The 25,444-nt window shown below is 71.8% G+C and carries 24 protein-coding genes and 1 pseudogene; 15 read left to right on the forward strand and 10 right to left on the reverse strand.

The features are described 5' to 3' along the window. The 4 genes from ACU6P3_RS24090 to mce form a co-directional block, all read right to left on the reverse strand. Positions 1–1,008, reverse strand: a complete 1,008-nt coding sequence (locus tag ACU6P3_RS24090; RefSeq protein ID WP_447194070.1) for an ABC transporter ATP-binding protein — start codon at positions 1,006–1,008, stop codon at positions 1–3. 172 nt (positions 1,009–1,180) lie between these two features. After that, a complete protein-coding gene (locus tag ACU6P3_RS24095; RefSeq protein ID WP_030749233.1) occupies positions 1,181–2,116 on the reverse strand; it encodes a coiled-coil domain-containing protein in 936 nt (311 codons plus the stop codon). Positions 2,117–2,435: 319 nt separating this feature from the next. After that, positions 2,436–6,158 carry a polarized growth protein Scy gene (gene scy / locus ACU6P3_RS24100; RefSeq protein WP_447194071.1) on the reverse strand — a complete coding sequence of 1,241 codons (3,723 nt, stop codon included), beginning with the start codon at positions 6,156–6,158 and terminating at the stop codon, positions 2,436–2,438. Positions 6,159–6,330: 172 nt separating this feature from the next. Then, entirely contained in the window at positions 6,331–6,759 is a 429-nt protein-coding gene (gene mce, locus ACU6P3_RS24105) for a methylmalonyl-CoA epimerase (protein WP_447194072.1), read from the reverse strand. A 146-nt stretch (positions 6,760–6,905) separates the two neighbouring features. Here mce and ACU6P3_RS24110 point away from each other — a divergent pair, with 146 nt between their 5' ends. Continuing rightward, positions 6,906–8,105 (forward strand): acetyl-CoA C-acetyltransferase, encoded by a 1,200-nt coding sequence (locus tag ACU6P3_RS24110; RefSeq protein ID WP_447194073.1) that lies wholly within the window; start codon positions 6,906–6,908, stop codon positions 8,103–8,105. A gap of 112 nt (positions 8,106–8,217) precedes the next feature. Then, positions 8,218–9,189 carry a methylmalonyl Co-A mutase-associated GTPase MeaB gene (gene meaB, locus ACU6P3_RS24115; RefSeq protein WP_447194074.1) on the forward strand — a complete coding sequence of 324 codons (972 nt, stop codon included), beginning with the start codon at positions 8,218–8,220 and terminating at the stop codon, positions 9,187–9,189. Between the two features lie 273 nt (positions 9,190–9,462). On the opposite strand, the gene ACU6P3_RS24120 is transcribed toward meaB, so the two are convergent. After that, positions 9,463–10,116 carry a PepSY domain-containing protein gene (locus ACU6P3_RS24120; RefSeq protein WP_447194075.1) on the reverse strand — a complete coding sequence of 218 codons (654 nt, stop codon included), beginning with the start codon at positions 10,114–10,116 and terminating at the stop codon, positions 9,463–9,465. A 124-nt stretch (positions 10,117–10,240) separates the two neighbouring features. Between ACU6P3_RS24120 and ACU6P3_RS24125 the strand changes: the two genes are divergently transcribed. Both ACU6P3_RS24125 and ACU6P3_RS24130 read left to right on the forward strand, forming a co-directional pair. Continuing rightward, positions 10,241–10,903: a response regulator transcription factor gene (locus ACU6P3_RS24125; protein WP_447194076.1), complete on the forward strand. Its 663-nt coding sequence runs from the start codon at positions 10,241–10,243 to the stop codon at positions 10,901–10,903. A gap of 8 nt (positions 10,904–10,911) precedes the next feature. After that, complete coding sequence (locus ACU6P3_RS24130) at positions 10,912–12,393, forward strand: sensor histidine kinase (RefSeq protein WP_447198046.1); 1,482 nt, start codon at positions 10,912–10,914, stop codon at positions 12,391–12,393. Positions 12,394–12,437: 44 nt separating this feature from the next. Here ACU6P3_RS24130 and ACU6P3_RS24135 read toward each other — a convergent pair whose 3' ends face one another. The 4 genes from ACU6P3_RS24135 to ACU6P3_RS24150 form a co-directional block, all read right to left on the reverse strand. Beyond that, positions 12,438–12,914 carry a MarR family winged helix-turn-helix transcriptional regulator gene (locus tag ACU6P3_RS24135; protein WP_447194077.1) on the reverse strand — a complete coding sequence of 159 codons (477 nt, stop codon included), beginning with the start codon at positions 12,912–12,914 and terminating at the stop codon, positions 12,438–12,440. Between the two features lie 114 nt (positions 12,915–13,028). Continuing rightward, the gene (locus ACU6P3_RS24140; protein WP_447194078.1) at positions 13,029–13,817 is read right to left on the reverse strand and encodes an AIM24 family protein; all 789 of its coding nucleotides are present in this window, start codon (positions 13,815–13,817) and stop codon (positions 13,029–13,031) included. Next, a complete protein-coding gene (locus ACU6P3_RS24145; protein WP_447194079.1) occupies positions 13,814–14,464 on the reverse strand; it encodes an AIM24 family protein in 651 nt (216 codons plus the stop codon). The genes ACU6P3_RS24140 and ACU6P3_RS24145 overlap by 4 nt, the downstream gene beginning before the upstream one ends. Continuing rightward, positions 14,464–15,057, reverse strand: a complete 594-nt coding sequence (locus tag ACU6P3_RS24150) for an AIM24 family protein (protein WP_447198047.1) — start codon at positions 15,055–15,057, stop codon at positions 14,464–14,466. The genes ACU6P3_RS24145 and ACU6P3_RS24150 overlap by 1 nt, the downstream gene beginning before the upstream one ends. 285 nt (positions 15,058–15,342) lie before the next feature. Between ACU6P3_RS24150 and ACU6P3_RS24155 the strand changes: the two genes are divergently transcribed. From ACU6P3_RS24155 to ACU6P3_RS24195, 9 genes and pseudogenes are all read left to right on the forward strand, one after another. Further along, complete coding sequence (locus tag ACU6P3_RS24155; protein WP_344268593.1) at positions 15,343–15,687, forward strand: DUF3817 domain-containing protein; 345 nt, start codon at positions 15,343–15,345, stop codon at positions 15,685–15,687. Beyond that, positions 15,684–15,977, forward strand: a complete 294-nt coding sequence (locus ACU6P3_RS24160; protein WP_447194080.1) for an MTH1187 family thiamine-binding protein — start codon at positions 15,684–15,686, stop codon at positions 15,975–15,977. Before ACU6P3_RS24155 ends, ACU6P3_RS24160 begins: the two co-directional genes overlap by 4 nt. A gap of 155 nt (positions 15,978–16,132) precedes the next feature. Beyond that, positions 16,133–16,675 carry a MarR family winged helix-turn-helix transcriptional regulator gene (locus ACU6P3_RS24165; RefSeq protein WP_447194081.1) on the forward strand — a complete coding sequence of 181 codons (543 nt, stop codon included), beginning with the start codon at positions 16,133–16,135 and terminating at the stop codon, positions 16,673–16,675. A 226-nt stretch (positions 16,676–16,901) separates the two neighbouring features. Then, positions 16,902–17,234, forward strand: coding sequence for a DUF3817 domain-containing protein (locus ACU6P3_RS24170; RefSeq protein WP_030749284.1), 333 nt, complete (start codon positions 16,902–16,904; stop codon positions 17,232–17,234). Between the two features lie 87 nt (positions 17,235–17,321). Continuing rightward, positions 17,322–19,022, forward strand: a complete 1,701-nt coding sequence (icmA, locus tag ACU6P3_RS24175; protein WP_447194082.1) for a coenzyme B12-dependent isobutyryl-CoA mutase large subunit — start codon at positions 17,322–17,324, stop codon at positions 19,020–19,022. Positions 19,023–19,318: 296 nt separating this feature from the next. Continuing rightward, positions 19,319–19,840 (forward strand): DUF6232 family protein, encoded by a 522-nt coding sequence (locus ACU6P3_RS24180; RefSeq protein ID WP_447194083.1) that lies wholly within the window; start codon positions 19,319–19,321, stop codon positions 19,838–19,840. Further along, positions 19,837–20,187 (forward strand): hypothetical protein, encoded by a 351-nt coding sequence (locus ACU6P3_RS24185; protein WP_447194084.1) that lies wholly within the window; start codon positions 19,837–19,839, stop codon positions 20,185–20,187. Before ACU6P3_RS24180 ends, ACU6P3_RS24185 begins: the two co-directional genes overlap by 4 nt. 2 nt (positions 20,188–20,189) lie before the next feature. Then, positions 20,190–20,428: pseudogene (locus ACU6P3_RS24190) on the forward strand (ABC transporter permease); the annotation flags it as partial. A 41-nt stretch (positions 20,429–20,469) separates the two neighbouring features. Then, complete coding sequence (locus ACU6P3_RS24195; RefSeq protein ID WP_447194085.1) at positions 20,470–22,167, forward strand: NnrS multi-domain protein; 1,698 nt, start codon at positions 20,470–20,472, stop codon at positions 22,165–22,167. Here the strand turns inward: ACU6P3_RS24195 and ACU6P3_RS24200 are convergent. Then, positions 22,118–22,786, reverse strand: coding sequence for a TetR/AcrR family transcriptional regulator (locus tag ACU6P3_RS24200; protein ID WP_447194086.1), 669 nt, complete (start codon positions 22,784–22,786; stop codon positions 22,118–22,120). The genes ACU6P3_RS24195 and ACU6P3_RS24200 overlap by 50 nt on opposite strands. A gap of 222 nt (positions 22,787–23,008) precedes the next feature. Here ACU6P3_RS24200 and ACU6P3_RS24205 point away from each other — a divergent pair, with 222 nt between their 5' ends. Together ACU6P3_RS24205 and ACU6P3_RS24210 are read left to right on the forward strand one after the other, a co-directional pair. Beyond that, the gene (locus ACU6P3_RS24205) at positions 23,009–23,983 is read left to right on the forward strand and encodes a tetratricopeptide repeat protein (RefSeq protein ID WP_447194087.1); all 975 of its coding nucleotides are present in this window, start codon (positions 23,009–23,011) and stop codon (positions 23,981–23,983) included. A 735-nt stretch (positions 23,984–24,718) separates the two neighbouring features. Then, positions 24,719–25,357 (forward strand): DUF6230 family protein, encoded by a 639-nt coding sequence (locus ACU6P3_RS24210; RefSeq protein WP_447194088.1) that lies wholly within the window; start codon positions 24,719–24,721, stop codon positions 25,355–25,357. Positions 25,358–25,444 lie beyond the last annotated feature (87 nt).

The raw sequence follows: 25,444 nt of genomic DNA on the forward strand, positions 1-25,444 counted from the left end.
TCAGGCCCCCTCGTCCGGTCGCCGCTCGCCCCACCGGGGGCCGGCCGCCGGCTGAGGCTGTCCCCAGCCCTGTACCGGTCCCGGACCCGGCCCGTGGGCCCCGTTCGAATGCGCGTGGTACTCGACCGACTGCGCCGTCATCCGCATGAACGCCTCTTCGAGGGACGCGCGCTGCGCGCTCAGCTCGTGCAGCACGATCCCTTCGCGCGCCGCCAGTTCCCCCAGCTCCTCCGTGGTCGCTCCGTCGATCTCCAGCACCCCGTCGGCCGCCTCGACCGCGGTGAATCCCGCCGCGTGCAGGACGTCCCTCAGCCGTTCCCGGTCCGGCGAGCGCAGCCGCGCGAAGCTGCGGGAGTTCTCGTGGATGAAGTCCGCCATCGAGGTGTCCGCCAGCAGCCGGCCCTGACCGATCACGATCAAATGGTCCGCGGTCAGCGCCATTTCACTCATCAGATGACTGGAGACGAAGACCGTGCGGCCCTCGTGTGCGAGCGCCTTCATAAGATTGCGGATCCAGTGAATTCCCTCGGGGTCCAGCCCGTTCACCGGCTCGTCGAACATCAGGATCTCGGGATCACCGAGCAGCGCGGACGCGATTCCGAGCCGCTGGCCCATACCGAGTGAGAAGCCCTTCGTCTTCTTCTTCGCCACCGCGGTCAGCCCGACCATCTCCAGGACCTCGGAGACCCGGCTCGCCGGGATGCGGTTGCTCTGGGCCAGACAGAGGAGGTTGTTGTACGCGGTGCGCCCGCCGTGCATGGACTTGGCCTCCAGCAGGGCACCGATGTGTTTCAGCGGCTCGGCGAGCTCCCGGTAGTGCCTGCCGTCGATGCGTACCGAGCCGCCCGTCGGGTTGTCGAGATCGAGCATCATCCGCATCGTGGTCGACTTGCCCGCCCCGTTGGGGCCGAGGAAGCCGGTCACCACCCCCGGTCTGACCTGGAACGAAAGATCGTCGACCGCCAGCTTGCGGCCATAGCGCTTGGTCAGCCTCTCTATCTCGATCATGCCGCCAACCTAAAGCGGCACAAAGCCCCCCGCCACCGGAGTGACGGGGGGCCCGTACGATCGTTATTCAATCGAACTTTTCCGGCTGGAATCGTTCAGCTCCGGCCGGATCCGCTCAGCGGTTTCCGAACCCGGACGACCCGCTCGGCGGACTCCCGGCCGGACAACCGGCTCAGCGGGACTGCTGCGCCGGCACGCCGCGCGAGATCGGCTCGTCCTCGGGGGAGCCGGCGGCGGCCACCGCGGCACCCGTCAGCGTGGCCAGCATCTCGCGGACGTTGGTCAGCTGCGCGTTGATCGAGTCGCGGCGGTTGGTGAGCGCCGCCAGCTCGCGCTCCGACTCGCTGCGGATCCGGTCGGCCTTGGCGTTGGCGTCGGCCACGATGTCCTCGGCCTGGCGCTGTGCCGTCTCCACCGTCTGCCGGGCGCGGCGCTCCGCGTCCGTCCGCAGCTTCTCCGCCTCCAGACGCAGCTGCTCGGCACGGTGCTCGATCTCCGCCAGCCGCTTCTCCGCCTTCGCCTGACGCGCCGCCAGATCGCGCTCGGACTGCTCACGCCGCTTCGCGAGGTTCGTCTCGAAGTCCGCGGCCGCCTGGGCGGCCTTGGCGCGGGTCTCCTCGAACAGCGCGTCCGCTTCCTCGCGCTTGGACTGCGCGTCCTTCTGCGCCTCCGACCGCAGGTTCTGGGCGTCGCCCTTCGCCTTCTCGACGATGCGAAGGCCCTCGTCCTCGGCCTTGGCCTTGCGCTCCGAGGCGAACTCCTCCGCGTCGTGCCGCACCTGCTGGGCGGCCGACTCGGCCAGCTCGCGGTGCTGTTCGGCGGCGTGGCGGGCTTCGTCGCGGAGCTCCTTGGCCTCCTCCTCGGCGAGGCGGAGGATCTTCTCGACACGGGCACCGAGGCCGGCGTACGACGGCTCCGCGTCGGCCACCTGTGCCTGGGCGTTCTGCGTTTCGAGGTGCAGTTCCTCGATGCGCTTCTCAAGAGCGGTGATACGGGTCAGAGCGCTGTCACGGTCGGCGACGAGTTTGGTAATGCGGTCGTCCACCTGACCGCGGTCGTACCCACGCCGCACGAGCTCGAAGCCGAATGGGGAGGAAGTGTCGCTCATGGGGTTCCTGTCGAATGAGACCGGTGAGGTGATAGGGGGAATCCTAGGGGCCTGAGCGGCGTGTAATCGAGTGGATGCGGGTTTGATCTGAGGCTGTTCTGTAGTTGATATGCAGTCGGGGGAGCGTCGATCTGCGCCGACCACGCGTCAACTGGGTGACGCCCAGAGGAAATACCCTCACTCTTTCGGGTGAACAGATGTCATCCGGCCGCCTCGCGGCGGACCACACCGCCGGATCGCCGGAGGCGGACAAAGACCGGAAGGGGCCCCGGACGGGATCCGGAGTCGACGCGAAGTCGATCCGACGCCGGGAGGGGCACTAGTTCCCCGAACTCTTGCCACTCGGACGGGCGTTGCCCGCCGCCGCGCCCGCCTTGACGGGGTTCTCCTTCGTGGAGGCTCCGGGTGTCTCAAATGACTCCAAGGCTTCGAGTACGTCCTGGACACGGGAGATCTCGGCCTGGATGTCCTCGCGCCTGCGGACCAGGACGTCGAGTTCGCGCTGCCCCTCGTCCACCGTCCGTTTCGCCTCCCGATCGGCTGCGGAGCGCAGCTTCTCGCCCTCCCGGATCAGCTCGGCCTTCTTCTGCTCGGCTTCCTTGAGCAGCCCCTCGGCCTTCTTCACCGCGGCGATACGGACCTTGCTCGCCTCCGAATTGGCCTCCGCCAGCAGCTCCTTGGCCTTCGCCTCGGCCTCGGCGCGCTGCTCGTCGGCGGCCTTCATCAGCTTGTCCACGCGCTCGCCGGCCGTCCTCAGCTGCTCGGACGTCTCCCGGCGGGCCCGCTCGTGCAGTTGCTCGATCTCCCGCTCGGCACGCTCCCGCAGCTCCTCCGCCCGGCTCCGGGTGGCCGTCGCGTCGCGTCGAGCGCCCACCAGCAGCTCGTCCGCGTCCGTACGGGCCTTCTCCACGAGGGAGTTGCCCTCCACGGTCGCCTCGGAAGTGATCCGGCCGGCCTCCTTGCGGGCCGCCGCCACCATCGTATCGGCCCGCTTCTCGGACTCGGTGGCGACCCTCAGCGCTTCCTCCCGCGCCTTGTTGATGAGCTGGTCGGCCTGCTCGGCGGCGTCGGCACGGCGCTTGGCCGCGTCCTTGCGCGCCTCGTCCAGGAGCCAGTCCGTCTCCTCCTGGGCCTCGGCCCGCAACCGCTCCGCCGCGGCCTCGGTGTCCCGCTTGAACTGCTCCGACTCGGCCCGCAGCCGCTCCGCGGCCTGCTGCGCGGCAGCCACCGTCTCGGCGGCCTCGGCGCGCATCCGCTCGGACTCGCCGCCGGCCTCCGCGATCAGCCGGTCCGCCTGGGCCGCCGCGTCCCCGCGCATACGGTTGGCGTCCTCGCGGGCCTCGCCCCGGGCCCGGGACGCGTCCCGCTCCGCCGCCGCGAGCGCATCCGAGGCCTCGGTCCGCACCCGCTGCGCGTACTCGGAGGTGTCCGCGCGCAGCCGCTCCGCCTCCGCCAGCGCGTCGGCCACGGTCCGTTCGGCCAGCTCGCGCGCGGCCTCGGCCTCCTCGCGGGACCTGGCCAGCACACGACTGGCGTCCTGCGCGGCGCGCTCCCGCTCCGCGTAGGCGTCCGCGCGGAGCCGCTCCGCCTCCTCCCGCGCCTGCGACGTCGTGCGGTCGGCGGCGGCCTCGGCCGTGGCGCGCCGCTCGGCGATCTCCTGCTCGGCCTGCTCGTGCAGCCCGGCGACGGCGTCCCGTACCTGCTGCGCCGTCTGCTCGGCCGCGGCGACCAGCTCCGTGGCCCGCCGGTCGGCCTCCTCGACCAGCCGTACCGCCTCGGCCTGCGCCTCCTCGACCCGCTTGCGGGCGGAGGCCAGCAGCTCCTCGCTCTGCTCGCGGGCGCGCTCGCGCTCCTGGTCCGCCTCCGTACGGGCGGACCTCAGCGTCTCGTCGGCCTCGCGGCGGCGGCGGGTCGCCTCCTCCTGTGCGGCGGTCAGCGCCTCGGCGGCCTCCGCGGCCACGCGCTCGGCGGCGGACGCGGCCTCCGCGCGGACCCGGTCGGCGGTCTCCTGCGCCTCGGTCTTGAGCCGCTCGGCCTCGTTGGCGGCGTCCGAGCGCAGCCGTACGGCCACGTTCTCCGCCTCGGCGCGATACTGCGAGGCGTCCGCCGCGGCCTCCGTGCGCAGCCGTTCGGCCTCCTCCGCGGCCTGCTGCTGGAGCGTACGGACCCGCTCCGCCGCCTCCGTACGGAGCCGGTCGCCCTCCTCCGCCGCCTCGCGGCGGATCCGCTCCCCCTCGGCGCGTGCGTCGGTCAGCGCCTCCTCGGCGCTCGCGAGACGCTGCTCGGCCTCCGTGTGGAGACGGGCCAGCTCCTCGGCCGCCTCCGACTTGCGGGCCGCGACGCCGCGTTCGGTCTCCTCGCGCAGCTCGGCCGCGGCCTGCTCGGCGGCGGCCTTGGTGGCCTCCGCCTGCTCCTCGCTCTCCGCCCGCAGCCGCTCGGCCTCGGCGCGGGTGCGCTCCAGGGTCTCCTCGGCCTGCCGGCGCAGCGTCGTGGCCCGCTCGATGGCGTCGGTCCGTACCCGCTCGCTCTCGGTGGTGGCCCCCGAGCGCAGCTCGTCGGCGTCCGCCTTGGCCTTCGTCAGCAGCTCCTCGGCGGACCTGGCCGCCTCCTCGATCTGCTGGACGGCCTCCCGGCGCGCCTCGCCCCGGATCCGCTCGCCCTCGGCGACCGCGTCGGCGCGCAGCTGCTCGGCCTCGCCGCGCAGCCGGCGCGCCTCCTCCTGGAGCTCGACCGTCTTGGCGCGGTACTCCTTGGTGTCGTCCTTGGCCGCGCCCTTGAGCTGGTCGGCCTGCTCGGCGGCCTCGCCGCGCAGCCGGTCCGCCTCCGCCTCCGCCTCGCGGCGGATCCGCTCGGCCTCCTCGCTCGCCGCCTTGATGGTGTCCTTGGCGTCGTCGGACGCCTTGGTCAGCACCTCCTCGGCGGTACGGGCCGCCTTGGCCAGCTGGGCGGCCGAGTCCTCGGCCGCGACCGTACGGGCCCGCTCCGCGGCCTCCGCGACCAGCTTCTCGCCCTCGGCGCGGGCGTCCGCGAGTACTTGCTCGGCCTCGGCCTTGGCGGCCTCCGCCTCCTTGGTCGCCTCGCCCACCAGCCGGGCGATCTCCGACTTGGCGGTCCGCGTGCGCTGTTCGGTCTGCGACTCCACCCCGGCCAGCCGCTTGGCGGCGGTCTCCTTGGCCTCGGTGACGACCTTCTCGGCCTCGGCGCGCGCCTCGCGCAGCCGCTCGTCCGCCTCCTGCATCCGCTGCTCGGCGGCGCGGGCGAGCTCCGTGGCCTGCTGGCGGGACTGGTCGGCCTCGGCGGCCGTGGACGTACGGAGCTGTTCGGCGTGGTCGGTGGCCTCGCGGGCCTGCGTGGAGGCCGCGTTCAGCATGCGTTCGGCGTCCCGGCGGGCCCGCAGCAGGATCGCCTCGGCCTCGGAACGAGCCGTCTCCGCCTCCGCGCCGAGCCGCCGGCGCGCCTCCTCGGCGACCCGCGCCGCCTCCGCGCGGGCGGCTGCCAGGGCCTGTTCCGCCTCGGCGCGCGACTCGTCCAGCAGCCGCCTGGCCTGGGCCTCCGTACGGGCCCTGAGCTGCTCGGCCCAGGCTACGTTCTCGTTGACATGCGACTCGACGGTCTGCCGGCGCTCCGCCAGTTCCTGGTCCAGCCGCTGGCGCCGCTGTACGGCCTCGGCGTGCAGCTCCGCCTGGAGCCTGGCCTGGTGCTCGGCGTGCTCCTGGAGGATGCGCTGCGTCTGCGCCCGGGCCTCGCGCAGCTCGCGCTCGGCGTCCGCGCGCATCTGCTCGGCCTGCATCTGGGCGTTACGGAGGTGCTGTTCGGCCTGGTATCCGAGATCGCCGGCGTCGTACGACGACGACGGCCGGGTGGCCAGGGCGCGGCGTGCCTCGTGCAGCTTGGCACGCAAGACCTCGACCTGGTAACCGAGGTCCTCGGCGTGCTGGACGGCCTTCTCCCGAGCGGTCTTCAGCCGGTCCATCTCGGCTTCGAACCGCGAGAGGTGGTCGTCGTCAGCTCGGTGGCTCTCCTGGCGTTCGTAGCCCCGCACTGCGCGGTCCCATCCGTCCCCTGGTCGCAACTGCCCAACTGAGCACCGTTCCTGGCGAACGGCCCCCCGGGGAATGGTGACAGATCGACGACGGGGGCGCGGCCCCGGCCCGGCCCCGGCCCGGAGCGCCCCACTCTACCGGGCCGGGAATCCTTCGGGCGGAAACCTTCAGTCACTGCTCGGGGGCGGAGGTGACCAGTTCCGTGAGGACGCCGTGGCAGTCCTTGGGGTGGAGGAAGGTGATGCGGGACCCCATGGAGCCGGTGCGCGGCTCGTCGTAGAGCACCCGGACGCCCTTGTCCCGTACCGCCCGCGCGGCACCGTCGACGTCCGGCGTCCCGAAGGCGATGTGATGGACGCCCTCACCGTGCCTGGCCAGCCATTTGCCCACGGGTGAGTCGTCCCGTACCGGCTCCAGGAGCTGGAGGTACGAGGCACCGCCGTCGGACGTCTCGTTGATCTTGAGCATGGCCTCGCGGACGCCCTGCTCCTCGTTGACCTCGACGTGGAACACCTCGAAGCCGTACGTGGCCCGGTAGAACTCGACCGTCGCGTCGAGGTCGAAACAGGCGATTCCGATGTGGTCGATTCGCGTCAGCATGAGGACAGTGCAGCGCTCGCGGATCGGTTACGCAACGTGCGCGCCGTCACACGCACTGCCTGGTGACCCCCGCGATACTGCTCAGTACGCTGAAAAGTAAACCGTCGTTCACTCCCGCACGCCGCTCGCAAAGGGGATCGCGTCTCATGTCGGACCCGAACACCACCACCTCCGTCATCGTCGCCGGGGCCCGCACCCCCATGGGACGGCTCCTCGGCTCGCTCAAGTCCTTCTCCGGCGCGGAGCTCGGCGGCTTCGCCATCAAGGCGGCGCTGGAGCGGGCGGGCATCGCCGGGGAGCAGGCGCAGTACGTGATCATGGGACAGGTGCTCCAGGCCGGGGCCGGCCAGATCCCGGCGCGCCAGGCCGCGGTCCTGGCGGGCGTCCCGATGAACGTGCCCGCGCTGACCGTCAACAAGGTCTGTCTCTCCGGCCTCGACGCCATCGCGCTGGCCGACCAGCTCATCCGCGCGGGCGAGTTCGACGTGATCGTCGCCGGTGGCCAGGAATCGATGACCAACGCACCGCACCTGCTGCCCAAGTCCCGCGAGGGGAACAAGTACGGCGCGATCGAGATGCTCGACTCCATGGCGTACGACGGCCTCACCGACTCCTTCGAGCACATCGCGATGGGCGCGTCCACCGAGAGGCACAACACCCGGCTGAAGATCGCCCGTGCGCCGCAGGACGAGTTCGCCGCGCTCTCTCACCAGCGGGCCGCCGCCGCCCGGAAGAACGGTGTCTTCGAGGCCGAGATCACCCCCGTCGAGATCCCGCAGCGCAAGGGCGACCCCGTGCTCTTCGCCCAGGACGAGGGCATCCGCCCGGAGACGACGGTCGAGTCCCTGAGCCGGCTGCGCCCCGCCTTCGACCGGGACGGCACGATCACGGCGGGTACGTCCTCGCAGATCTCGGACGGCGCGGCGGCGGTCGTCGTGATGAGCCGGGCCAAGGCCGAGGAACTGGGCCTCACCTGGATCGCGGAGATCGGCGCGCACGGCAATGTGGCGGGCCCGGACAACTCGCTCCAGTCCCAGCCGTCGAACGCGATCCGGCACGCGCTGAAGAAGGAGGGGATCGAGGTCGAGGACCTCGACCTGATCGAGATCAACGAGGCGTTCGCGGCGGTCGCCGTCCAGTCAATGAAGGACCTCGGGGTCACCCCCGAAAAGGTGAACGTGAACGGCGGGGCCATCGCCCTCGGCCACCCGATCGGCATGTCGGGCGCCCGGCTCGTCCTGCACCTGGCACTGGAGCTGGGCCGACGCGGGGGCGGGACGGGCGTGGCGGCGCTGTGCGGGGGCGGCGGGCAGGGGGACGCGCTGATCCTGCGCGTGGCGGGGTAACGGGGTAACGGGTCGGAGCGGGTGGCCCGGCCGGCGGGGTCGCCGGTCGGAGCGGGTGGCCGGTCGGCGGGGTTGCCCGGTCGGCCGGAACCGGATGACTACAGGAGTGTCTATGCAGGACGTCCCCCAGCTCGTGGCCCAGGCACGGGCCGGCCGGCCGCGCGCCGTGGCCAGGCTGATCTCCCTGGTCGAGGGGGCGTCCCCGCAACTGCGCGAGGTGATGGCGGCGCTGGCCCCGCTCGCGGGCCGGGCGTACGTGGTCGGGCTCACCGGATCGCCCGGCGTCGGCAAGTCGACGGCGACGTCGGCGCTGGTCACCGCGTACCGGAAGGCGGGCAAACGGGTCGGCGTCCTCGCCGTCGACCCCTCGTCCCCCTTCTCGGGCGGCGCGCTGCTGGGCGACCGCGTCCGGATGTCCGAACACGCCTCCGACCCGGGCGTCTACATCCGTTCGATGGCCTCCCGCGGCCACCTCGGCGGCCTCGCCTGGGCGGCGCCCCAGGCGATCCGGGTGCTGGACGCGGCGGGCTGCGACGTCGTCCTCGTGGAGACGGTCGGCGTCGGCCAGTCGGAGGTCGAGATCGCGGCCCAGGCCGACACCTGCGTGGTGCTGCTGGCGCCCGGCATGGGCGACGGCATCCAGGCGGCGAAGGCGGGCATCCTGGAGATCGGCGACGTCTACGTGGTCAACAAGGCGGACCGGGAGGGCGCCGACGCGACGGCCCGGGAGCTGAACCACATGCTGGGCCTGGGCGAGGCCCGTGCGCCGGGCGACTGGCGGCCCCCCATCGTCAGGACGGTCGCGGCGCGGGGCGAGGGCGTGGACGAGGTCGTGGCGGCGCTGGACAAGCACCGGGCCTGGCTGGAGGAACACGACGAGCTGACGGCCCGCCGGACCCGGCGGGCGGCCCGCGAGGTCGAGACGATCGCGGTCACGGCCCTGCGCGAGCGGATCGGGGACCTGCACGGGGACCGGCGGCTGGGGTCGCTGGCGGAGCGGGTGGTGGCGGGGGAACTGGACGTGTACGCGGCGGCGGACACGCTGGTGGCGGGGGTGACGGGCGTCTCGCGACGGGGCGGGTAGGTGGGGGCGTCGCGCCTGCGGGGTCCGCCGCGCGGGGCGGGTGCGTGGTCTGCTTGGTGGGTGGTGCCGGGGGCCGCGGTCTTCGGAGGCGCGTGTCCGGACGGCATGATGTACGGCGCTGTGCGGCTTTGTTGTTCGGCTGCGGGTCGGCTGTGCGCCACACATCACGCTTCAGTGTCCGGACACGCACCTCCTACGGCCCCGGCCCCCTCCCGCCGGTGGTCACCTGCGGGCCCACGGTGGCCCCGCCGGCGGGGGGCGTTCGCGCACCGCTCAGTCGTCGTCACCGTCGTCGTCGCGGTCCGCCGTCACCTTCGCCGTCCTCGCGTCCACGTGCAGTTCGTGCGACCGGCCGTCCTTGCCGCGTACGTCGACCTCCCAGCGGTTGTCGCCGTCGTCGTCCAGTTCCGCGGACGTCACCGTCCCGGGTACGGAGCCCAGGGCCGTGGACGCCGCTTGCTGTGCGGTCACCGTGGCGGACCGCAGGGCGGCGCGGTCGTCGTCATCGGAGTCGTCGCCGTCGTCGTCGGAGTGTGCGCGGACGGAGCCGGTGGTGGCGTTCACGTCCAGTTCGTACCAGCGGTTGTCCTTGCCGAGGAGGTCGACCTCCCAGCGGTCCTTCCGGTCGTCGTCCAGGTCGACGGACGTCACGGCGCCCGGGTGCTGCCGGAGCGCCGCCGCGGCGGCGTCGCTCGCGGTGAGCTTCGTACCGCGCTCTCCGGGCGTGCTCCGGTCCCGGGAGTCGTCGGACGGGTCGTCGGACGGGGGCGCGGACGCGGTCCGCGTGGGTGTCGCCGTCAGGGTCGCCACCGGCGGCGCCGCCACTCCGTTCCCCGCCGAGCCCCGGTCCATCGAGACCGCGGTGTACGTGCCGCCGCCGATCAGCGCCGCCGAAGTGATGGCCGCGATGACGAGGTTGCGCTTCATGTGGGGTCCTCCCGAGTCGGTCGAGCCGGTTCCTTGCCAACGCCCTCACTGTGGCCGCCGGGAGCTGAAGCCGGGCTGAAGCCACCTGAAGAGACTTTCAGGTTCCGTTTGGGAGGGTGGGGACATGCGCCTGTTGATCGTGGAGGACGAGAAGCGGCTCGCGGTGTCGCTCGCCAAGGGGCTGACGGCCGAGGGCTTCGCCGTGGACGTCGTCCACGACGGCCTGGAGGGGCTGCACCGGGCGGGGGAGGGCGTCTACGACCTGGTCGTTCTCGACATCATGCTCCCCGGCATGAACGGCTACCGGGTCTGCGCGGCGTTGCGCGCCGCCGGCAACGAGGTGCCGATCCTGATGCTCACCGCCAAGGACGGCGAGTACGACGAGGCGGAAGGGCTCGACACCGGGGCGGACGACTACCTGACCAAGCCGTTCTCTTACGTCGTGCTCGTCGCGCGCGTCAAGGCGCTGCTGCGTCGCCGTGGTTCCGCCGGTGCCTCGCCCGTGCTGCGGGTGGGCAGGCTCAGCGTGGACACGGCGGCCCGCCGGGTCTTCCGGGACGGCGCCGAAGTGGCGCTGACCACGAAGGAGTTCGCGGTGCTGGAGCAACTGGCGGTGCGCGCGGGCGAGGTGGTCGGGAAGCTGGAGATCATGGAGCACGTCTGGGACTTCGCGTACGACGGCGACCCCAACATCATCGAGGTCTACGTCTCCACCCTGCGGCGCAAGCTCGGCGCCGGGCTCATCCAGACCGTGCGGGGCGCGGGCTACCGGCTGGTGGCGTCGTGATGCGGTGGCTGTCGTCCGTACGGGCGAAGGCGGCGCTCGGCGCGACGGCCGTGGTGGTGGTGGCGCTGGTGGCCGCCGGGACCGCCGTCCTGCTGTCGCTGCGCGCGAACCTCACCGACCAGGCGGACCGGCAGGCCGACTCCGTGGCGCGCGAGGTGGCGCTGGACATCGCCGCCGGGGTCCGGGGCCCGGCCGCGTACGCCGGTCTGGACCTGCCGGACGAGGAGGACCACCCGGTGCAGGTGGCCGACGAGGACGGGCGGCTCCTCGCGGCGAGCGAGAAGCTGGAGCGCATCAGCGGTACGGGGGTGAGCGCCGTGACTCCGGGGCGGCCGGGTGCCGTACGGGGCGGCGAAGACCGCGAGGACGACGACGGGGAGGATGACAAAGGGGGTGACAGGGACGACGACGAACCCGGTGTCGGGGAGATCGGGGACGTCCTCGGGCACACGACCGGTACCGCGACGGTGGACGGTGCGGCAGGGGACTACCGCTTCGCAGCCTCGGAGGTGACCGACCGCTCGGGCCGTACGGTCGTCGTCCACGCGGGCGCGTCGCTGACGGCCCGGGACGACGCGGTCGGCACGGCCGCCGTCGCGATGCTGATCGGCCTGCCCGTTCTGCTGGTGGTGGTCGGCGGGGTGACCTGGCTGGTGACCCGGCGCGCGCTGCGGCCGGTGGAGGGGATCCGGAGCGAGATGGCGGCGATCACCGCCTCCGCCGACCTGTCCCGGCGGGTGCCGGAGCCCGCGACGCACGACGAGGTGGCCCGGCTGGCCCGAACGACCAACGAGACGCTCGCCGCGCTGGAGGCCGCCGTCGAGCGCCAGCGCCGGTTCGTCGCGGACGCCTCGCACGAACTGCGCAGCCCCATCGCCTCCCTGCGCACCCAGCTCGAGGTCGGCGACGCGCATCCGGAGCTGCTGGACGTCCCGGGCGCGGTCGCGGACACCGTACGGCTCCAGCGGCTGGCCGCCGATCTGCTGCTGCTGGCCCGGCTGGACGCGGGGGAGACCCCCGGGGCCGGCCGGCTGGATCTCGCGGCGCTGGTCCGCGAGGAGGTCTCCCAGCGGGCCACGGACCGGGTGCCCGTGGCATCTGAGCTGCCGGACCCGGCGGACGCGGCGGCCGAAGTCACCGGTTCGCGCGGGCAGTTGGCGCGAGTGCTGGGCAATCTGCTGGACAACGCCCAGCGCCATGCCCACGCGTCGGTACGGGTGTCCGTGACGCGTGGGGCGGACGGCCGGGTGGTGCTGGGCGTCGCGGACGACGGCTCCGGGGTGCCGGATGCGGAACGGGAGCGGATCTTCGCTCGGTTCGTGCGGCTGGACGACGCCCGCAGCCGGGACGACGGCGGCGCCGGCCTGGGCCTGGCCATCGCCCGCGACGTGGCCGAACGGCACGGCGGCACGCTGACGGTGGGGACGTCCCCGGCCGGCGGCGCCCTGTTCGAACTGCGCCTGCCGTCGGCGGGCGCGGCCACAGGCTGATCCGCTCCACGACAACCGGCCGGCCATGACCCGGCCGGTGTGTCTCAGCCCTTGCCGCGCCGCCCGCGCAGGTGCTCCGCCACCGGGGTCAGCGAGGCCCGCAGGTCCGCCAGCGCCTGTGGAGTGAGAAGGTTGATGAAGTGTTTGCGCACCGATTCGACATGGTGCGGTGCTACCTTCTGCATTGTCTCCATCCCCTGGTCCGTGAGCACCGCGTACAACCCGCGCCGGTCGGACTCGCAGTTCTCCCGGCGCACCAGGCCCGCCGTTTCCATCCGCGTGATCTGGTGGGAGAGACGGCTCTTGGACTGGAGCGTGGTGGCCGCCAGGTCGCTCATCCGCATGCGCCGCTCCGCGGACTCGGAGAGGTTCACCAGGATCTCGTAGTCGTTCATGGTCAGCCCGAACGGCTGGAGGTCCTTCTCCAGTTGATGCGTCAACAGCTTGTTGACATCCAGGTGGGTGCGCCAGGCGCGCTGCTCCGTGTCGCTCAGCCAGCGCGTGGCCGTCTCGGTCTCCATGTATGGATTCTACCTAAGATGTTGAATTCTGGACGAAGTAGGGGTGTGAAGCCCGCCGCACCCGGCCGCTCGCGCGGGCGCAAGCGTTCGACGTCACACTCCGCAGGGTACCGCTCACAGACCGAAGCGACGCTGGAGGTCCCCGAACTGACCGGGCATCCGGGGCAGCGCCCCCTGCTGGCCCGGCCCCGAGCCTCCCGGTGCCGGTCCACCGCCGGGCACCCCCGGCTCCGGTGTCACCGCTCCTGTCGGCTGCTCGGCCATGAGCATCTCCGTGGACTGCAACAGCACCGTCCCGGCCCCCACGAACTCGAACTGATGCTCCTCGCCCGAGGTGCCCCCGAGGCCCGTCAGCGAACGGACGCCGCCCAGCACGCCGGTCATATAGCCGTGATCGTAGTGGTGGCAGGGTGACGGGCAGTCCGCCCAGCCCACCAGCGCCTGAGGATCCACCCGGATCGGTGGTTCCATGAACACCACGGGGCCGTTGGACGCCGCCACGAACTTCCCGGTACCGATCAGGGTCAGGAAGCCCGGCACGATCGACTGCTTCAGCGCCAGGGAAGGCTGGTACGCGAGCAGGTTCCCCGAGCGGATCGTCAGATTGCCGTCCTGAAGGTCGTAGGAGTTGACGTCGAAGGCCCGGTCGGCGAGCAGCATCTTGCCGCTGCCCTCCGCCACCACCCAGTCCGCCGCGTGCAGCGGCGAGTGGAAGCTGGTGCGCAGCAGCCGCTCGAACCGGCCGTGGCCTATTCCGTCGAATTCGATCTGCCCGTAATAGGCGATCATCTTCCCCTTCTGGAGGAACCACTGGCTCCCCGCCAGCTCCACGCAGAAGGTGTACGGGTTGACGTTGTCGTCGCTCGGCAGCGTCAACGGGTCATGAATGACGGGCGCGCTCACAGCTTCTCCTCCGACGCCTGGACGTACACCGCACCGCTGCCGCTCAGCTCCAGCTGGAACGCCTCGCCCGAGCCCCGGCCCACCATGTCGCGCCAGCCCAGCGCCGTGGAGAGCTTGTTGCGCACGTCACCGTGGTGGGCGACATACGCCTGCGGGTCCACGTGGACCGCCCGCCCCGGGGTGACGGGCAGCTCGATCACCCCGCCGTGCGCCATCACCGCGACCGAGCCGTGGCCCGTCAGCGTCGTGGTGAACAGGCCCTGGCCGGTGGCCTGGCCCCGCACCATCCCCATCACCCCGCCCTGCGAGCCCATGAACATCGTCCCCTGCTGGAGCGTCCCGTCGAAGGCGAGCAGCCGGTCCGCCTCCACGTACAGGGTGTCCCCGGCGAGGTTGACGACCTGGATGTGGTGGCCGCCGTGGCCGAACATCACCGTGCCACTGCCCTCCACCGTCATCAGCGGCGTCGCCTCGTTCGCCACGCGCCGGCCGATCATCGACATCAGCCCGCCCCGGCCGCCCTGGATGTTCGGCGTGAAGGTGACGTCGCCCCGGTAGGCGAGCATCGCTCCCCGCTGGCTGAACATCTTCTGGCCGGGCGCCACCGTCGCCTCGACCATCTTCGAGTTGATCTCCCGGAACGGCATCAGACATCGCCCCCGATCGTGTTCCGCTCGCTCGGCTGTACGTAGACGAGCCCGTCACCCTCGAAACGGATCTGGAACGCCTCGCCCGAGCCCTCGCCCATGAGCGTGCGGAAGTTCACCCCCGCCTGGAAGTGCTGCCGCACCTGGCCCTGGTGCGCGATGTAGGCGCCGGGGTCCACGTGCAGCGGGTACTGGGGCGACACGCGCAGCACCACCGCCGGGCCGTCCGACATGAGGGCGGCCTGGCCGGTGCCCTCGACCGTGGTCGTGAACAGGCCGTTCCCGCTCGCCCCGCCGCGCAGGCCGGTGAAGCTCGTGCCCGTCCGCAGACCCGCGTCCGCGCAGAGCAGATTGCTCGCCTCGGCCCAGAGCTTGTCGCCGTGCAGCGAGACCAGGTTGATCTCGCTCGCGCGGTCGGCGAAATAGCAGGTGCCCTCCCCCTTCACCTCCATGACCTCCATCTGTTCGCCCGTGAGGCGGCGGGTCACCATCCCGCGCAGGCCCTCACCGCCGCCGGACATCTTCTTGAAGGTCATCCGGCCGTCGTACGCGACCATCGAGCCGTTCTTCGCCTTGACGGCGTCGCCGGACATGTCGACGGCGAGCACCTTGCTGCCTTGCAGTCGGAACTGAGCCACGGATCGAAGGTAACCGGCACCACTGACAGCGAACAGGGGCGGGCGCGCGTACCGGCCGTACCGGGCCGCGCTCCGCGCTCCGCCGGTTCGTCCCGCCGTCCCGCCGTCGCGCCGGGGCGCCCGTCCGGCGGCTGAAGACCCCCCGGATCACGGTCCGGCAAAGTCCGGCTGTCACAATGGGGCAACGCTTGTGCGCGCATTCACAAGATCGCGTCCCCCCGATGACGAAGGTGTTGCCTCGTGGACATCAAGACCGCCTCCTCCCTCCACCGCCTCCGCCTGGTCTCCGCACCGGAGGCCGTCTCGTTCCTGCTGCTCCTCGTCTGCTCGGTGCTCAAGCGCACGACGGACTTCAACGCGGTCCCGGTGATGGGTGCGATCCACGGCGTGCTCTTCATCCTCTACGTGGTCTTCTGGCTGGACGCCTGGAACCGCACGAAGTGGTCCTTCGGCACCGCCGCCCTCTACTTCGTCCTCTCCGTCCTGCCGGCCGGCGGTTTCTTCGCCGAGCGCAAGCTCAAGCGCGCCGCCGAGGCCGAGATCATCGCGGCCCGCGCCCGTCGCGAGGGGACGGTCAACGCGTGATCGTCGCCTTCTCCGTGACTCCCCTCGGTGTGGGGGAGGACGTCGGCGAGTACGTCGCCGACGCCGTCCGGGTGGTCCGCGAGTCCGGGCTGCCGAACCGTACGGACGCCATGTTCACCTCCGTCGAAGGTGACTGGGACGAGGTGATGGACGTGGTCAAGCGGGCCGTCGCCGCCGTGGAGGCCCGGGCGCCGCGCGTCTCGCTCGTCCTCAAGGCCGATGTCCGGCCGGGCGTGACGGACGCCCTCACCTCGAAGGTCGAGACGGTGGAGCGGCATCTGTCGGCCTGACCGCCACACGTCCGTCCCCGGCCCCGTGCCGTGCTCCCGGCACGGGGCCGGGGGCTGTCGGGCGGCCTGAGTGCCCGGGGGCCGGGGTCGGCCGCGCGGACCGGAGTGCGAGACGGGTGCTGACCCCGTTGTGACCAGTGGGTAAGGTCGATGCCGTGTCCAAGCCGCTCAGCCTTCCCTTCGACCCCATCGCCCGCGCCGACGAACTCTGGACGCGGCGCTGGGGGTCCACGCCGTCCATGGGCGCGATCACCTCGATCATGCGCGCGCACCAGATCCTGCTCGCCGAGGTCGACGCGGTGGTCAAACCGTACGGGCTGACCTTCGCGCGGTACGAGGCGCTCGTACTGCTCACCTTCTCCAAGGAGGGCGAGCTGCCGATGTCCAAGATCGGTGAGCGGCTGATGGTCCACCCGACGTCCGTCACCAACACCGTCGACCGGCTCGTCACCTCCGGTCTGGTCGACAAGCGGCCCAACCCCAACGACGGCCGGGGCATCCTCGCCTCCATCACGGACAAGGGCCGTGAGGTGGTGGAGGCGGCCACCGAGGACCTGATGAAGATGGACTTCGGGCTCGGCGCGTACGACACGGACCAGTGCGCGGAGATCTTCTCGATGCTGCGGCCCCTGCGGGTGGCGGCCCAGGACTTCGAGGACGCGGACCGAGGGAGCGCGGACCGAGGGAGCGCGGACTGAGCGAGCGCGGACCGACCGGTGCCGGGGGCCGGGATCCGTCGGCCGCGCGGGGCCTGGATCGCACGGCGAACGGGACCTGGACCGGTTGGCGGACGGCGCACCCGTCCCGGGTGGCCTCGGAGCGCTTTTCTCCGCGTCGCCGGGCCCTCGACCGCACCCGCCCGGCCGGCCGACGGCACGCTCCCCGGCGTCCTGCCGCGAATTCCGGACGGTTACGCTCGTAGCCATGAAACAAACCGTGCTGTCCCGTTATCGGGTGATGGCCTACGTCACCGCCGTCTGGCTGCTCGTCTTCACCGTGGCGATCATCCTGAAGTACGGGTTCGACACCGGCGACACGATGCTGATCTCCCAGATCCACGGGGTGCTCTTCATCATCTACGTGATCTTCGCCTTCGATCTGGGCTCCAAGGCGAAGTGGCCGTTCGGGAAGCTGCTCTGGGTTCTGGCCGCCGGCTGTATCCCGGCCGCCTCGTTCTTCGTCGAACCGAAGATCACCCGGGAGACGCGCGCGCTGATCGCGGACGCCGACGCCGACCCGGAGACCGCCAAGGCCTGACGGCCGTCCCCTTCCGCCCGCACAGTCGTGCGGGCGGTCCGCTGTCCGCTGTCGACAGGTAGTAGGACGTCCAAGTAAATTTGGCGCATGGACGCTGACGCCATCGAAGAGGGTCGCCGCCGCTGGCAGGCGCGGTACGACAAGGCCCGCAAGCGCGACGCGGATTTCACCACACTTTCGGGTGATTCCGTCGAGCCCGTCTACGGGCCCCGGCCCGGTGACACGTACGAGGGGTTCGAGCGCATCGGCTGGCCCGGTGAGTACCCCTTCACCCGGGGCCTCCACCCGACCGGCTACCGCGGCCGCGCCTGGACCATCCGGCAGTTCGCGGGCTTCGGCAACGCCCGGCAGACGAACGAGCGCTACAAGATGATCCTCGCCGCGGGCGGCGGCGGCCTGTCCGTCGCGTTCGACATGCCGACGCTGATGGGCCGGGACTCCGACGATCCGCGCTCGCTCGGCGAGGTCGGCCACTGCGGTGTCGCCATCGACTCGGCGGCCGACATGGAGATCCTCTTCGGGGACATCCCGCTCGGTGACGTCACGACCTCCATGACGATCAGCGGTCCCGCGGTCCCCGTCTTCTGCATGTACCTGGTCGCGGCGGAGCGCCAGGGGGTCGACCCGGCCGTCCTCAACGGCACGCTCCAGACCGACATCTTCAAGGAGTACATCGCGCAGAAGGAGTGGCTCTTCCAGCCCGAGCCGCATCTGCGCCTGATCGGCGACCTGATGGAGCACTGCGCGCGCGAGATCCCCGCGTACAAGCCGCTCTCCGTCTCCGGCTACCACATCCGCGAGGCCGGCTCGACGGCCGCGCAGGAGCTGGCGTACACGCTGGCGGACGGCTTCGGCTACGTGGAGCTCGGGCTCAGCCGCGGCCTGGACGTGGACGCCTTCGCGCCCGGCCTGTCCTTCTTCTTCGACGCCCACCTCGATTTCTTCGAGGAGATCGCGAAGTTCCGCGCCGCGCGCCGGATCTGGGCGCGCTGGATGAAGGAGGTGTACGGGGCGCGCACGGACAAGGCGCAGTGGCTGCGTTTCCACACTCAGACCGCCGGCGTCTCGCTCACCGCGCAGCAGCCGTACAACAACGTCGTACGGACGGCGGTCGAGGCGCTGGCCGCGGTCCTCGGCGGGACGAACTCCCTGCACACCAACGCGCTGGACGAGACACTCGCGCTGCCGAGCGAGCGGGCCGCCGAGATCGCGCTCCGCACCCAGCAGGTGCTCATGGAGGAGACCGGCGTGGCCAATGTGGCGGACCCGCTCGGCGGCTCCTGGTACGTGGAGCAGCTGACGGACCGTATCGAGGCGGACGCCGAGAAGATCTTCGAGCGGATCAAGGAGCGCGGCCTGCGGGCCCACCCCGACGGCAGGCACCCGATCGGCCCGGTCACCTCCGGCATCCTGCGCGGCATCGAGGACGGCTGGTTCACCGGTGAGATCGCCGAGTCGGCCTTCCGGTATCAGCGCTCACTGGAGAAGGGCGACAAGCGGGTCGTCGGCGTCAACGTCCACCAGGGTTCGGTCACCGGCGACCTGGAGATCCTCCGGGTCAGCCACGAGGTCGAGCGTGAGCAGGTGGGCGTCCTGGCGGCCCGCAGGGGCGCCCGGGACGACGCCCGGGTGCGGGCAGGGGTGGCCGCCATGCTGAAGGCGGCCCGGGACGGCTCGAACATGATCGGGCCGATGCTGGAGGCCGTACGGGCGGAGGCGACCCTGGGCGAGATCTGCGGCGCGCTGCGCGACGAGTGGGGAACGTACACGGAGCCGCCCGGGTTCTAGGGCCTCCCGGCAACGTTTTGCCCTGACCCGTGCGGGAGCGAGACAGATTGGCCGTATCTCGTCTGCCGTCCCACGACGCCACACGGGCTTAATGAGGCTCCCGCGCCGCGCATTGCGCGCCGCGCGAATGGTCGTGACGGCAGTACGGGGGGACCATGGATCACACAGGCGGCATTGGCGTACCTCCTCCCGGGCCTCCTCCCGGGCCTCCTCCCGGGCCTCCTCCCGGGCCTCCGTCACAGCTTCCGCCCCGGGCCCCGTCCGAGCCGCCGCAGCCGCCTCCTCGGATACCGCCGATGCCGCCGCCTCCCCGCAGGGGAAAGCCGCTGGAACTCCGGGTCCAGCGGCAGATCCTGTGGGTGGGTTCGGCGGCGGTTCCGTTGCGCAATGTCACCTGGGTCGAAGCGTTCAGGCTGAAGCCCGCCTGGGGCAAGGCCGGCGCCTACTTCCTGCTGTTGGTGGTCTTCGCCTCCTTGGTCTCCGCCCGGCTCGACTCCACGGACGGGGGCGGCGGGGAGGGCGGGGGCGGCGGCTATGCCGCGGGCGTCCTGACCCTGTTCATCCTGGTCTTTGTCTGCATCGTCCTGCTCTGGTCGAGGAAGCCGGTGCTGGTCGTCGAGATGAACAGCGGTTCCAGGGTGGTCCTGACCCTGCCGACCATGGACGAACTGCGGGCGATCGCCGGGCAGATCGTGTACGCGATCGACGACCCGGAGTACGAGTTCTCCGCCGTCCTCGAGCAGCACAACACGACGAACAACTTCGGTTCCGTCGTCAACATGAACGGCGGCAGGGGAAACACGGGGATCACACTATGAGCGACACATCGAACTACTACGGAGACGTCGTCAACGTGAACAACGGCGAAAAGGTCATCGGCATCAACCACGGCACCGTCGTCCACAACGACGGCACCGCTCAGGACGCCGATCTCCAAGCCGCCGTGACGGACCTCACACGCCTCCTCAAGGATTTGCGCCCGGAACTCACCCCGGAACAGGCCCGGACCGTGGAGAACGCGCTGCCCGAGCTCACCCCCGACCGGGCCGCCCTGCGGGAGCGCGGTATGACCCTGGCGTCCGTCTCGCAGATCGCGGCGACCGTGGGCGAGGTGGGCAGGCCCGTCATGGAGGCGCTGGGGCGACTGCTCGCGCTGCTGGGCTGACGGGCCGGGCCATCACCATGCCGCTGTTCTTCGCCTCAACGCCCTCTGGCCGGTGGCGATCAGGCCGGCCTGGCTCCTGGCGGTCAGCAGGGCGAACCCGCTGAGCTACCAGGTGGACGCCCCGCGCGGACTGTTGCTCGGCACGCCGTCCCATCTGCTGCTGGACTACGGCGTGTTGCCGGCGGCGGCGGTCACGGGCATGGTGGCGGCTTCGTCGTTGCTGGGCCGACGGGCCGGATGACGACGCGCGCCGAGGTGCGAGGACCGGGGGAACGGGGGCGTATGACAGGGCGTATCGCACGGGCACGCTACGACCAGCGGGTGCTGGCGCTGGTCGAGGTGCGGGGCGGGGACCGCGACTGGGCCGAGGCCGAGCAGGTCTTCGAGGCCCACGGCTGGCTCGTCCTCGACCACTCCCCGCCCGGCGGCGCGAGCGGTCCCGGCGCGGCCCTGCGCCCGGACCCCGCCGCCCGGCTCTACCGCGTCGAGGTACGGCTGTACGGCTCGGCCCGCCGCGCCGAGCGGGGGGCCGCCTGGCACGTGCGCCGCGCCGCGCGCGCCGCGCAGCTGGAGATGTACGTACGGCGGGCCGACCGGCTGGAGCGCGACGTCGACCTGCTGCCGGAGTGGCTGGCCCACTCGGCGCCCCGGCGCACCGCGCGCCCCCCGGGCTCGCCCGCCAGGGGCCCGCTCGTCACCCGTGTGAGGCGCCGGCTCGGACGCTGGGCCGCCCGGACGGGCGCGTACGACGCGGGCACGATGGTCTCCGGCGCCCCGCTGGAGGCGTTGCGGCTGGCCCGCGCGGATCTCCCGGGCGGCGCGGGCGCCCGCGGCGACGTCTCCGTACGGCCCATGGACGGGCGCAGGCGGCGGCCCCCCTCGTCCCGGCGTCCCGAGGGCCAGCTCGACCGGCGCCTCGCCCGGCTGGCGCTGTCGTTCTTCGTGATGGCGATGGCCGCGGTCATCGCGGTCCACAGCACCGGCGCCACCCGCTACGGCTGGGCGGGCGTGGCCCTGACCGCTCTCGGTGTCGGCACGTGGGCCGGGCTCACGATGGACCGGGTCGGCGAGCGCGCCACCAATCTGCTGCTCACCGTGTTCCTCGGTGTCGTGTTCCTCGGCATCTCCTTCTCCGACGGCGGCCTGTCCACCTCACAGGCCGCGACCAACCTCTACGGACTGGTCCTGGCCGCCGGGCTGTGGCTGCTGGTGCGGCAGTGGAGCTGGGGCGAGTGGGCGACCTGGGTGGTGCCGCTGGTGGTGACGCTGGTGTTCTCCTCCTTCGTCGGGGCCGGTTCGGTGCTGCACGCGCTCTACGCGGACGCGCTCTCGCTCTCGCCCGGGGACCTCGACGTACCGCCGATCTGGCAGTTCGCCTCGGCGCTCAGACTGGTCTCCTTCCTGCTGCCCGTCCTGCTGTTGCCCGCGGTCTGGGGGATCGCGAAGCACTTCCACTACGTGAAGCCGGACGAGCGTATGAACGGGCTGATGTACCTCGCGCTGCTCGCCGTCTTCCTGGTCACCGCGGGCGGGATCGCCGTCGACGACGCGACCGGGGCCGCGCGCCGGACGGCGGAGGCCGCGCGGAAGGGCGACCCGGCTCCCTCGTACTTCGGTGTCGAGCCGGAGTGGGCGTGCGTGGAGCCGACCGTCCCGCTCGCCTCGCTGCCCGGTGAGGGCGGGCGGCTCGATCCCACGCGCCCTTATCTGTCGTTCGGGGTCGCGGGCGGCGACGCGGTGTTCCGGGACCGGGAATCCGGTGACACGGTCAAGGTCCCGGCGGGCAAGGTGCGGATCGTGCCGGTGGACACGGGACGGGGGCGCTGCGCGGGCGGCGGCCCCACCATCGACTCCGGCTCCGACACCACCGTCGACTCTGCCACCGATTCAGCCGATTCAGCCGATTCAGCCGATTCCGCCGGCTCCGGTGTCAGCCCCGCGCCCCCGTCGGCGACAGGCCGTCCAGCAGCAGCGCGGTGAAGGCGCGCGTCCAGCTCTCGTCCACCGGCCGCGCGCTGACCAGCGCGCGGTGCAGCACCGCCCCGGCGATCACGTCGAAGACCAGGTCCGCGGTGCGGCCGGCTGCCTCCGGGTCCGGCTCGTACGGCAGCTCACCGCGCAGCCGGGCGCGTTCCCGGCCCAGCAGTACCAGGCGCTTCTGGCGGTCCACGATCGAGTGACGGATCCGCTGCCGCAGTGCCTGGTCGCGCGTGGACTCCGCGACCAGCGCGAGCAGCGAGGCCCCGGCCTCCGGCCGCGCCAGCAGCGCGGCGAACTGGAGCACCACTCCTTCGACATCGGCCGCGAGACTGCCCCGGTCGGGGAGTTCGAGATCGTCGAAGAGGACCGCGACCGCGTCCACCACCAGGTCGCACCGGCCGGACCAGCGCCGGTAGAGCGTGGTCTTGGCGACTCCGGCGCGTTTCGCCACGTCGCTCATCGTCAGCTTGGACCAGCCCAGCTCCACCAGCGCGGCCCGGGTCGCCGCCAGGATCGCGGAATCCGTCTCCGGCCTGCGCGGGCGGCCGGGGCGGCCCACGGGGGACGGCTTTGCCGCGGGTGCGCGCGCGTCGTCTGCGGGATGGGTACGGCGGGGCATGACGACCGACGATAGCGGGCGGCGGCCGATGTGTTGTGAGCCAGGTCACCGGGTGCCCCGTGTCCCGGCCCGGGGCGGCACGTTACGCTACGAGCCGTAGCGTATGCGTGTGGGGACGCGCACCGTGCGGAAGCCGTGTGGCGGAAGCCGTCGGCCGACTCGCGAAACGTCGGTGAACGCACCGCTTTTCTCAAGTGTGCGCGGAAGGGGGAGGATGTACTCATGCAGCCTAGGAACATGTCCATGAGCGGCGTCGTCGACCTCGCCGCGGTGAAAGCGGCCGGTGAGGCCAAGGCGAAGGCGGAGCAGGCCCGCGCGGAGGCGGCCCGCCAGGGCGGGACCGCCGCCGTGTCCCCGTCGAACCTGGTGATCGACGTCGACGAGGCGGGCTTCGAGCGCGATGTCCTCCAGCGCTCCACCGAGGCCCCGGTCGTCGTCGACTTCTGGGCCGAGTGGTGCGAGCCGTGCAAGCAGCTGAGCCCGGTGCTGGAGCGGCTGGCGCGGGAGTACAACGGCCGGTTCGTGCTCGCCAAGGTCGACGTCGACGCCAACCAGATGCTGATGCAGCAGTTCGGGATCCAGGGCATCCCGGCCGTCTTCGCGGTGGTGGCGGGCCAGGCGCTGCCGCTCTTCCAGGGCGCGGCGCCGGAGGCCCAGATCCGGCAGACCCTGGACCAGCTCATCCAGGTCGCCGAGGAGCGCTTCGGGCTGACCGGCATCGCGGTGGACGCGGACGCGGACGCGGCGGCCGGCGCGGAACCGCAGGCGGCGCCGCCCGGACCGTACGACGCCCTGCTGGAGGCGGCCGTGCGCGCGCTGGACGCCGACGACTTCGCCGGCGCGGCCCAGGCGTACCGCAACGTCCTGTCCGACGACCCCGGCAACACGGAGGCCAAGCTGGGCCTCGCGCAGGCCGAACTGCTCGGCCGGGTCCGGGACATGGACGCGCAGAAGGTGCGCGACGACGCGGCGCGGCGGCCGGGCGACGTCCAGGCGCAGATCGCCGCCGCCGACCTCGACCTGGTCGGCGGGCATGTGGAGGACGCCTTCGGACGGCTGGTGGAGGCGGTGCGCCGGACGGCCGGCGAGGACAGGGAGGCGGCCCGGGTGCGGCTGCTGGAGCTGTTCGAGGTGATCGGCCCGGACGACGTACGGGTGACCGCCGCCCGCTCGGCGCTGGCGAGGGTCCTCTTCTGACGGCCCGGCGACAGCCCCGGCGACGACCCGGGCGACAGCTCTGGCCCGCTTTTCCGACAGCCCCGGCGGGGCCGGGACCGGTGGTGGGGGCGGCGTGGCGGCGGTGCGGAGGGCCTGACATAGTGTCGGGCGCCGACGTTTTCGCCCCGTAGCGCCGTCACCACCGTGACACCGCCATGGATTTGGCGACAATGTGACATCGGCGTCCGCACTTTACCGAAACTTGGTAAAGTGCGGCACTGTTACTCGCAGTAAATCAACCCACTTCCTCTGTCCTGCTGTGGGGGACCTTGCCGCTTTTGTCGCCGCGAGGGGAGGCACCGTGCGTGCTTGCCCGATATCACGGGGTCGTGCCCCGGTTGTCAGGCCGTTACTAGCCAGTAACGAACCCCCTTGTGTCCTGGGCGCGAATGCACCACGATCGGCGACGCTCGGTTCCATCACCGCGCCGGCGCGGCAGCCAGCCGCGGTCGCGGTCCTGGGGTCCCCACCGGGCGGACCGGTGGCACGTCCGCCGGCCCGGACAGGGGGGTCCTTGCCCATGGGGCAGGGCCTGTCCAGAGGTTGCGCGAAGGCGTGGCCAGTGGTTGTCGCTCGGGGGTGATCGCCGGTGCTTTCGGACGCAGTCGCGCCTGAGGGGAACGGGCGCTCTCCTTACCGAGGACGTAGCACTTCTCCCATCCCAGGACGGGCTCCGGCCCGACCGGAGATGTACGTCCGAGAAGGAGGACATTCATGGAGTCCCAAGTTCGTGGCGGGACCAGATGGCGGCGGTTCGCCGTCGTCATGGTGCCAAGTGTCGCCGCCACGGCAGCGATAGGTGTCGCGCTCGCGCAGGGGGCGCTGGCGGCGTCGTTCAGTGTGTCGGGCCAGAGCTTCAAGGTGCGGGCCGACAAGCTCGTCGGTCACGACTTCGTCCAGTACGGCGGGGTCGCCGAGGGCACGGACATGGAGGGCAAGAAGGCCATCCACCCGGTCGCCGTCTCCGGTTTCAAGACCGCCGAGATCACGAGCATGTGCCAGTCCGTGGTCACCCCGCTGCCGGTTCTCAACACGAGTGTGACACTCGTGCTGAACGCCGGTGACAAGGGCCGGGACATCGAGGCGCAGAACCTGTACCTCGACGTCGAGTCCCTCGACGCCGACGCGGAGTTCAGGAACATCAACATCGGCGTGGCCGCCGGTCAGAACAAGTCGCCGGGCATTCAGCCGGGGACGAGGGCCAACCCGAACGGTTTCAGCCAGGAGTCCGAGACCGCCACTCTGACCGATGTGAAGCAGACCGCCTGGGCCACCACCGCGGGCACGTTCAAACTGCCTGACCTGAGCCTGCGGCTCAAGGTCGGCGATCCCAAGAAATACGAGTGCTACTAGGCACCCTCCGGGCGGGGCGGGCGACCCGGACGAGTGGCTCGCCCGGCCCGCCCGGCCCTGTCTCTCACCGCAACACCGCTTTCCAGG

The sequence above is a fragment of the Streptomyces hebeiensis genome, from assembly GCF_052983195.1.

Excerpts from the sequence above, each read along its gene's own strand:
- ACU6P3_RS24090 (WP_447194070.1), bottom strand. The coding sequence starts at position 1,008 with ATGATCGAGATAGAGAGGCTGACCAAGCGCTATGGCCGCAAGCTGGCG.
- ACU6P3_RS24095 (WP_030749233.1), bottom strand. The coding sequence starts at position 2,116 with ATGAGCGACACTTCCTCCCCATTCGGCTTCGAGCTCGTGCGGCGTGGG.
- mce (WP_447194072.1), bottom strand. The coding sequence starts at position 6,759 with ATGCTGACGCGAATCGACCACATCGGAATCGCCTGTTTCGACCTCGAC.
- ACU6P3_RS24110 (WP_447194073.1), top strand. The coding sequence starts at position 6,906 with ATGTCGGACCCGAACACCACCACCTCCGTCATCGTCGCCGGGGCCCGC.
- meaB (WP_447194074.1), top strand. The coding sequence starts at position 8,218 with ATGCAGGACGTCCCCCAGCTCGTGGCCCAGGCACGGGCCGGCCGGCCG.
- ACU6P3_RS24120 (WP_447194075.1), bottom strand. The coding sequence starts at position 10,116 with ATGAAGCGCAACCTCGTCATCGCGGCCATCACTTCGGCGGCGCTGATC.
- ACU6P3_RS24125 (WP_447194076.1), top strand. The coding sequence starts at position 10,241 with ATGCGCCTGTTGATCGTGGAGGACGAGAAGCGGCTCGCGGTGTCGCTC.
- ACU6P3_RS24135 (WP_447194077.1), bottom strand. The coding sequence starts at position 12,914 with ATGGAGACCGAGACGGCCACGCGCTGGCTGAGCGACACGGAGCAGCGC.
- ACU6P3_RS24145 (WP_447194079.1), bottom strand. The coding sequence starts at position 14,464 with ATGCCGTTCCGGGAGATCAACTCGAAGATGGTCGAGGCGACGGTGGCG.
- ACU6P3_RS24150 (WP_447198047.1), bottom strand. The coding sequence starts at position 15,057 with ATGTCCGGCGACGCCGTCAAGGCGAAGAACGGCTCGATGGTCGCGTAC.
- ACU6P3_RS24170 (WP_030749284.1), top strand. The coding sequence starts at position 16,902 with ATGAAACAAACCGTGCTGTCCCGTTATCGGGTGATGGCCTACGTCACC.
- icmA (WP_447194082.1), top strand. The coding sequence starts at position 17,322 with ATGGACGCTGACGCCATCGAAGAGGGTCGCCGCCGCTGGCAGGCGCGG.
- ACU6P3_RS24180 (WP_447194083.1), top strand. The coding sequence starts at position 19,319 with ATGCCGCCGCCTCCCCGCAGGGGAAAGCCGCTGGAACTCCGGGTCCAG.
- ACU6P3_RS24185 (WP_447194084.1), top strand. The coding sequence starts at position 19,837 with ATGAGCGACACATCGAACTACTACGGAGACGTCGTCAACGTGAACAAC.
- ACU6P3_RS24195 (WP_447194085.1), top strand. The coding sequence starts at position 20,470 with ATGACAGGGCGTATCGCACGGGCACGCTACGACCAGCGGGTGCTGGCG.
- ACU6P3_RS24200 (WP_447194086.1), bottom strand. The coding sequence starts at position 22,786 with ATGCCCCGCCGTACCCATCCCGCAGACGACGCGCGCGCACCCGCGGCA.
- ACU6P3_RS24205 (WP_447194087.1), top strand. The coding sequence starts at position 23,009 with ATGCAGCCTAGGAACATGTCCATGAGCGGCGTCGTCGACCTCGCCGCG.
- ACU6P3_RS24210 (WP_447194088.1), top strand. The coding sequence starts at position 24,719 with ATGGAGTCCCAAGTTCGTGGCGGGACCAGATGGCGGCGGTTCGCCGTC.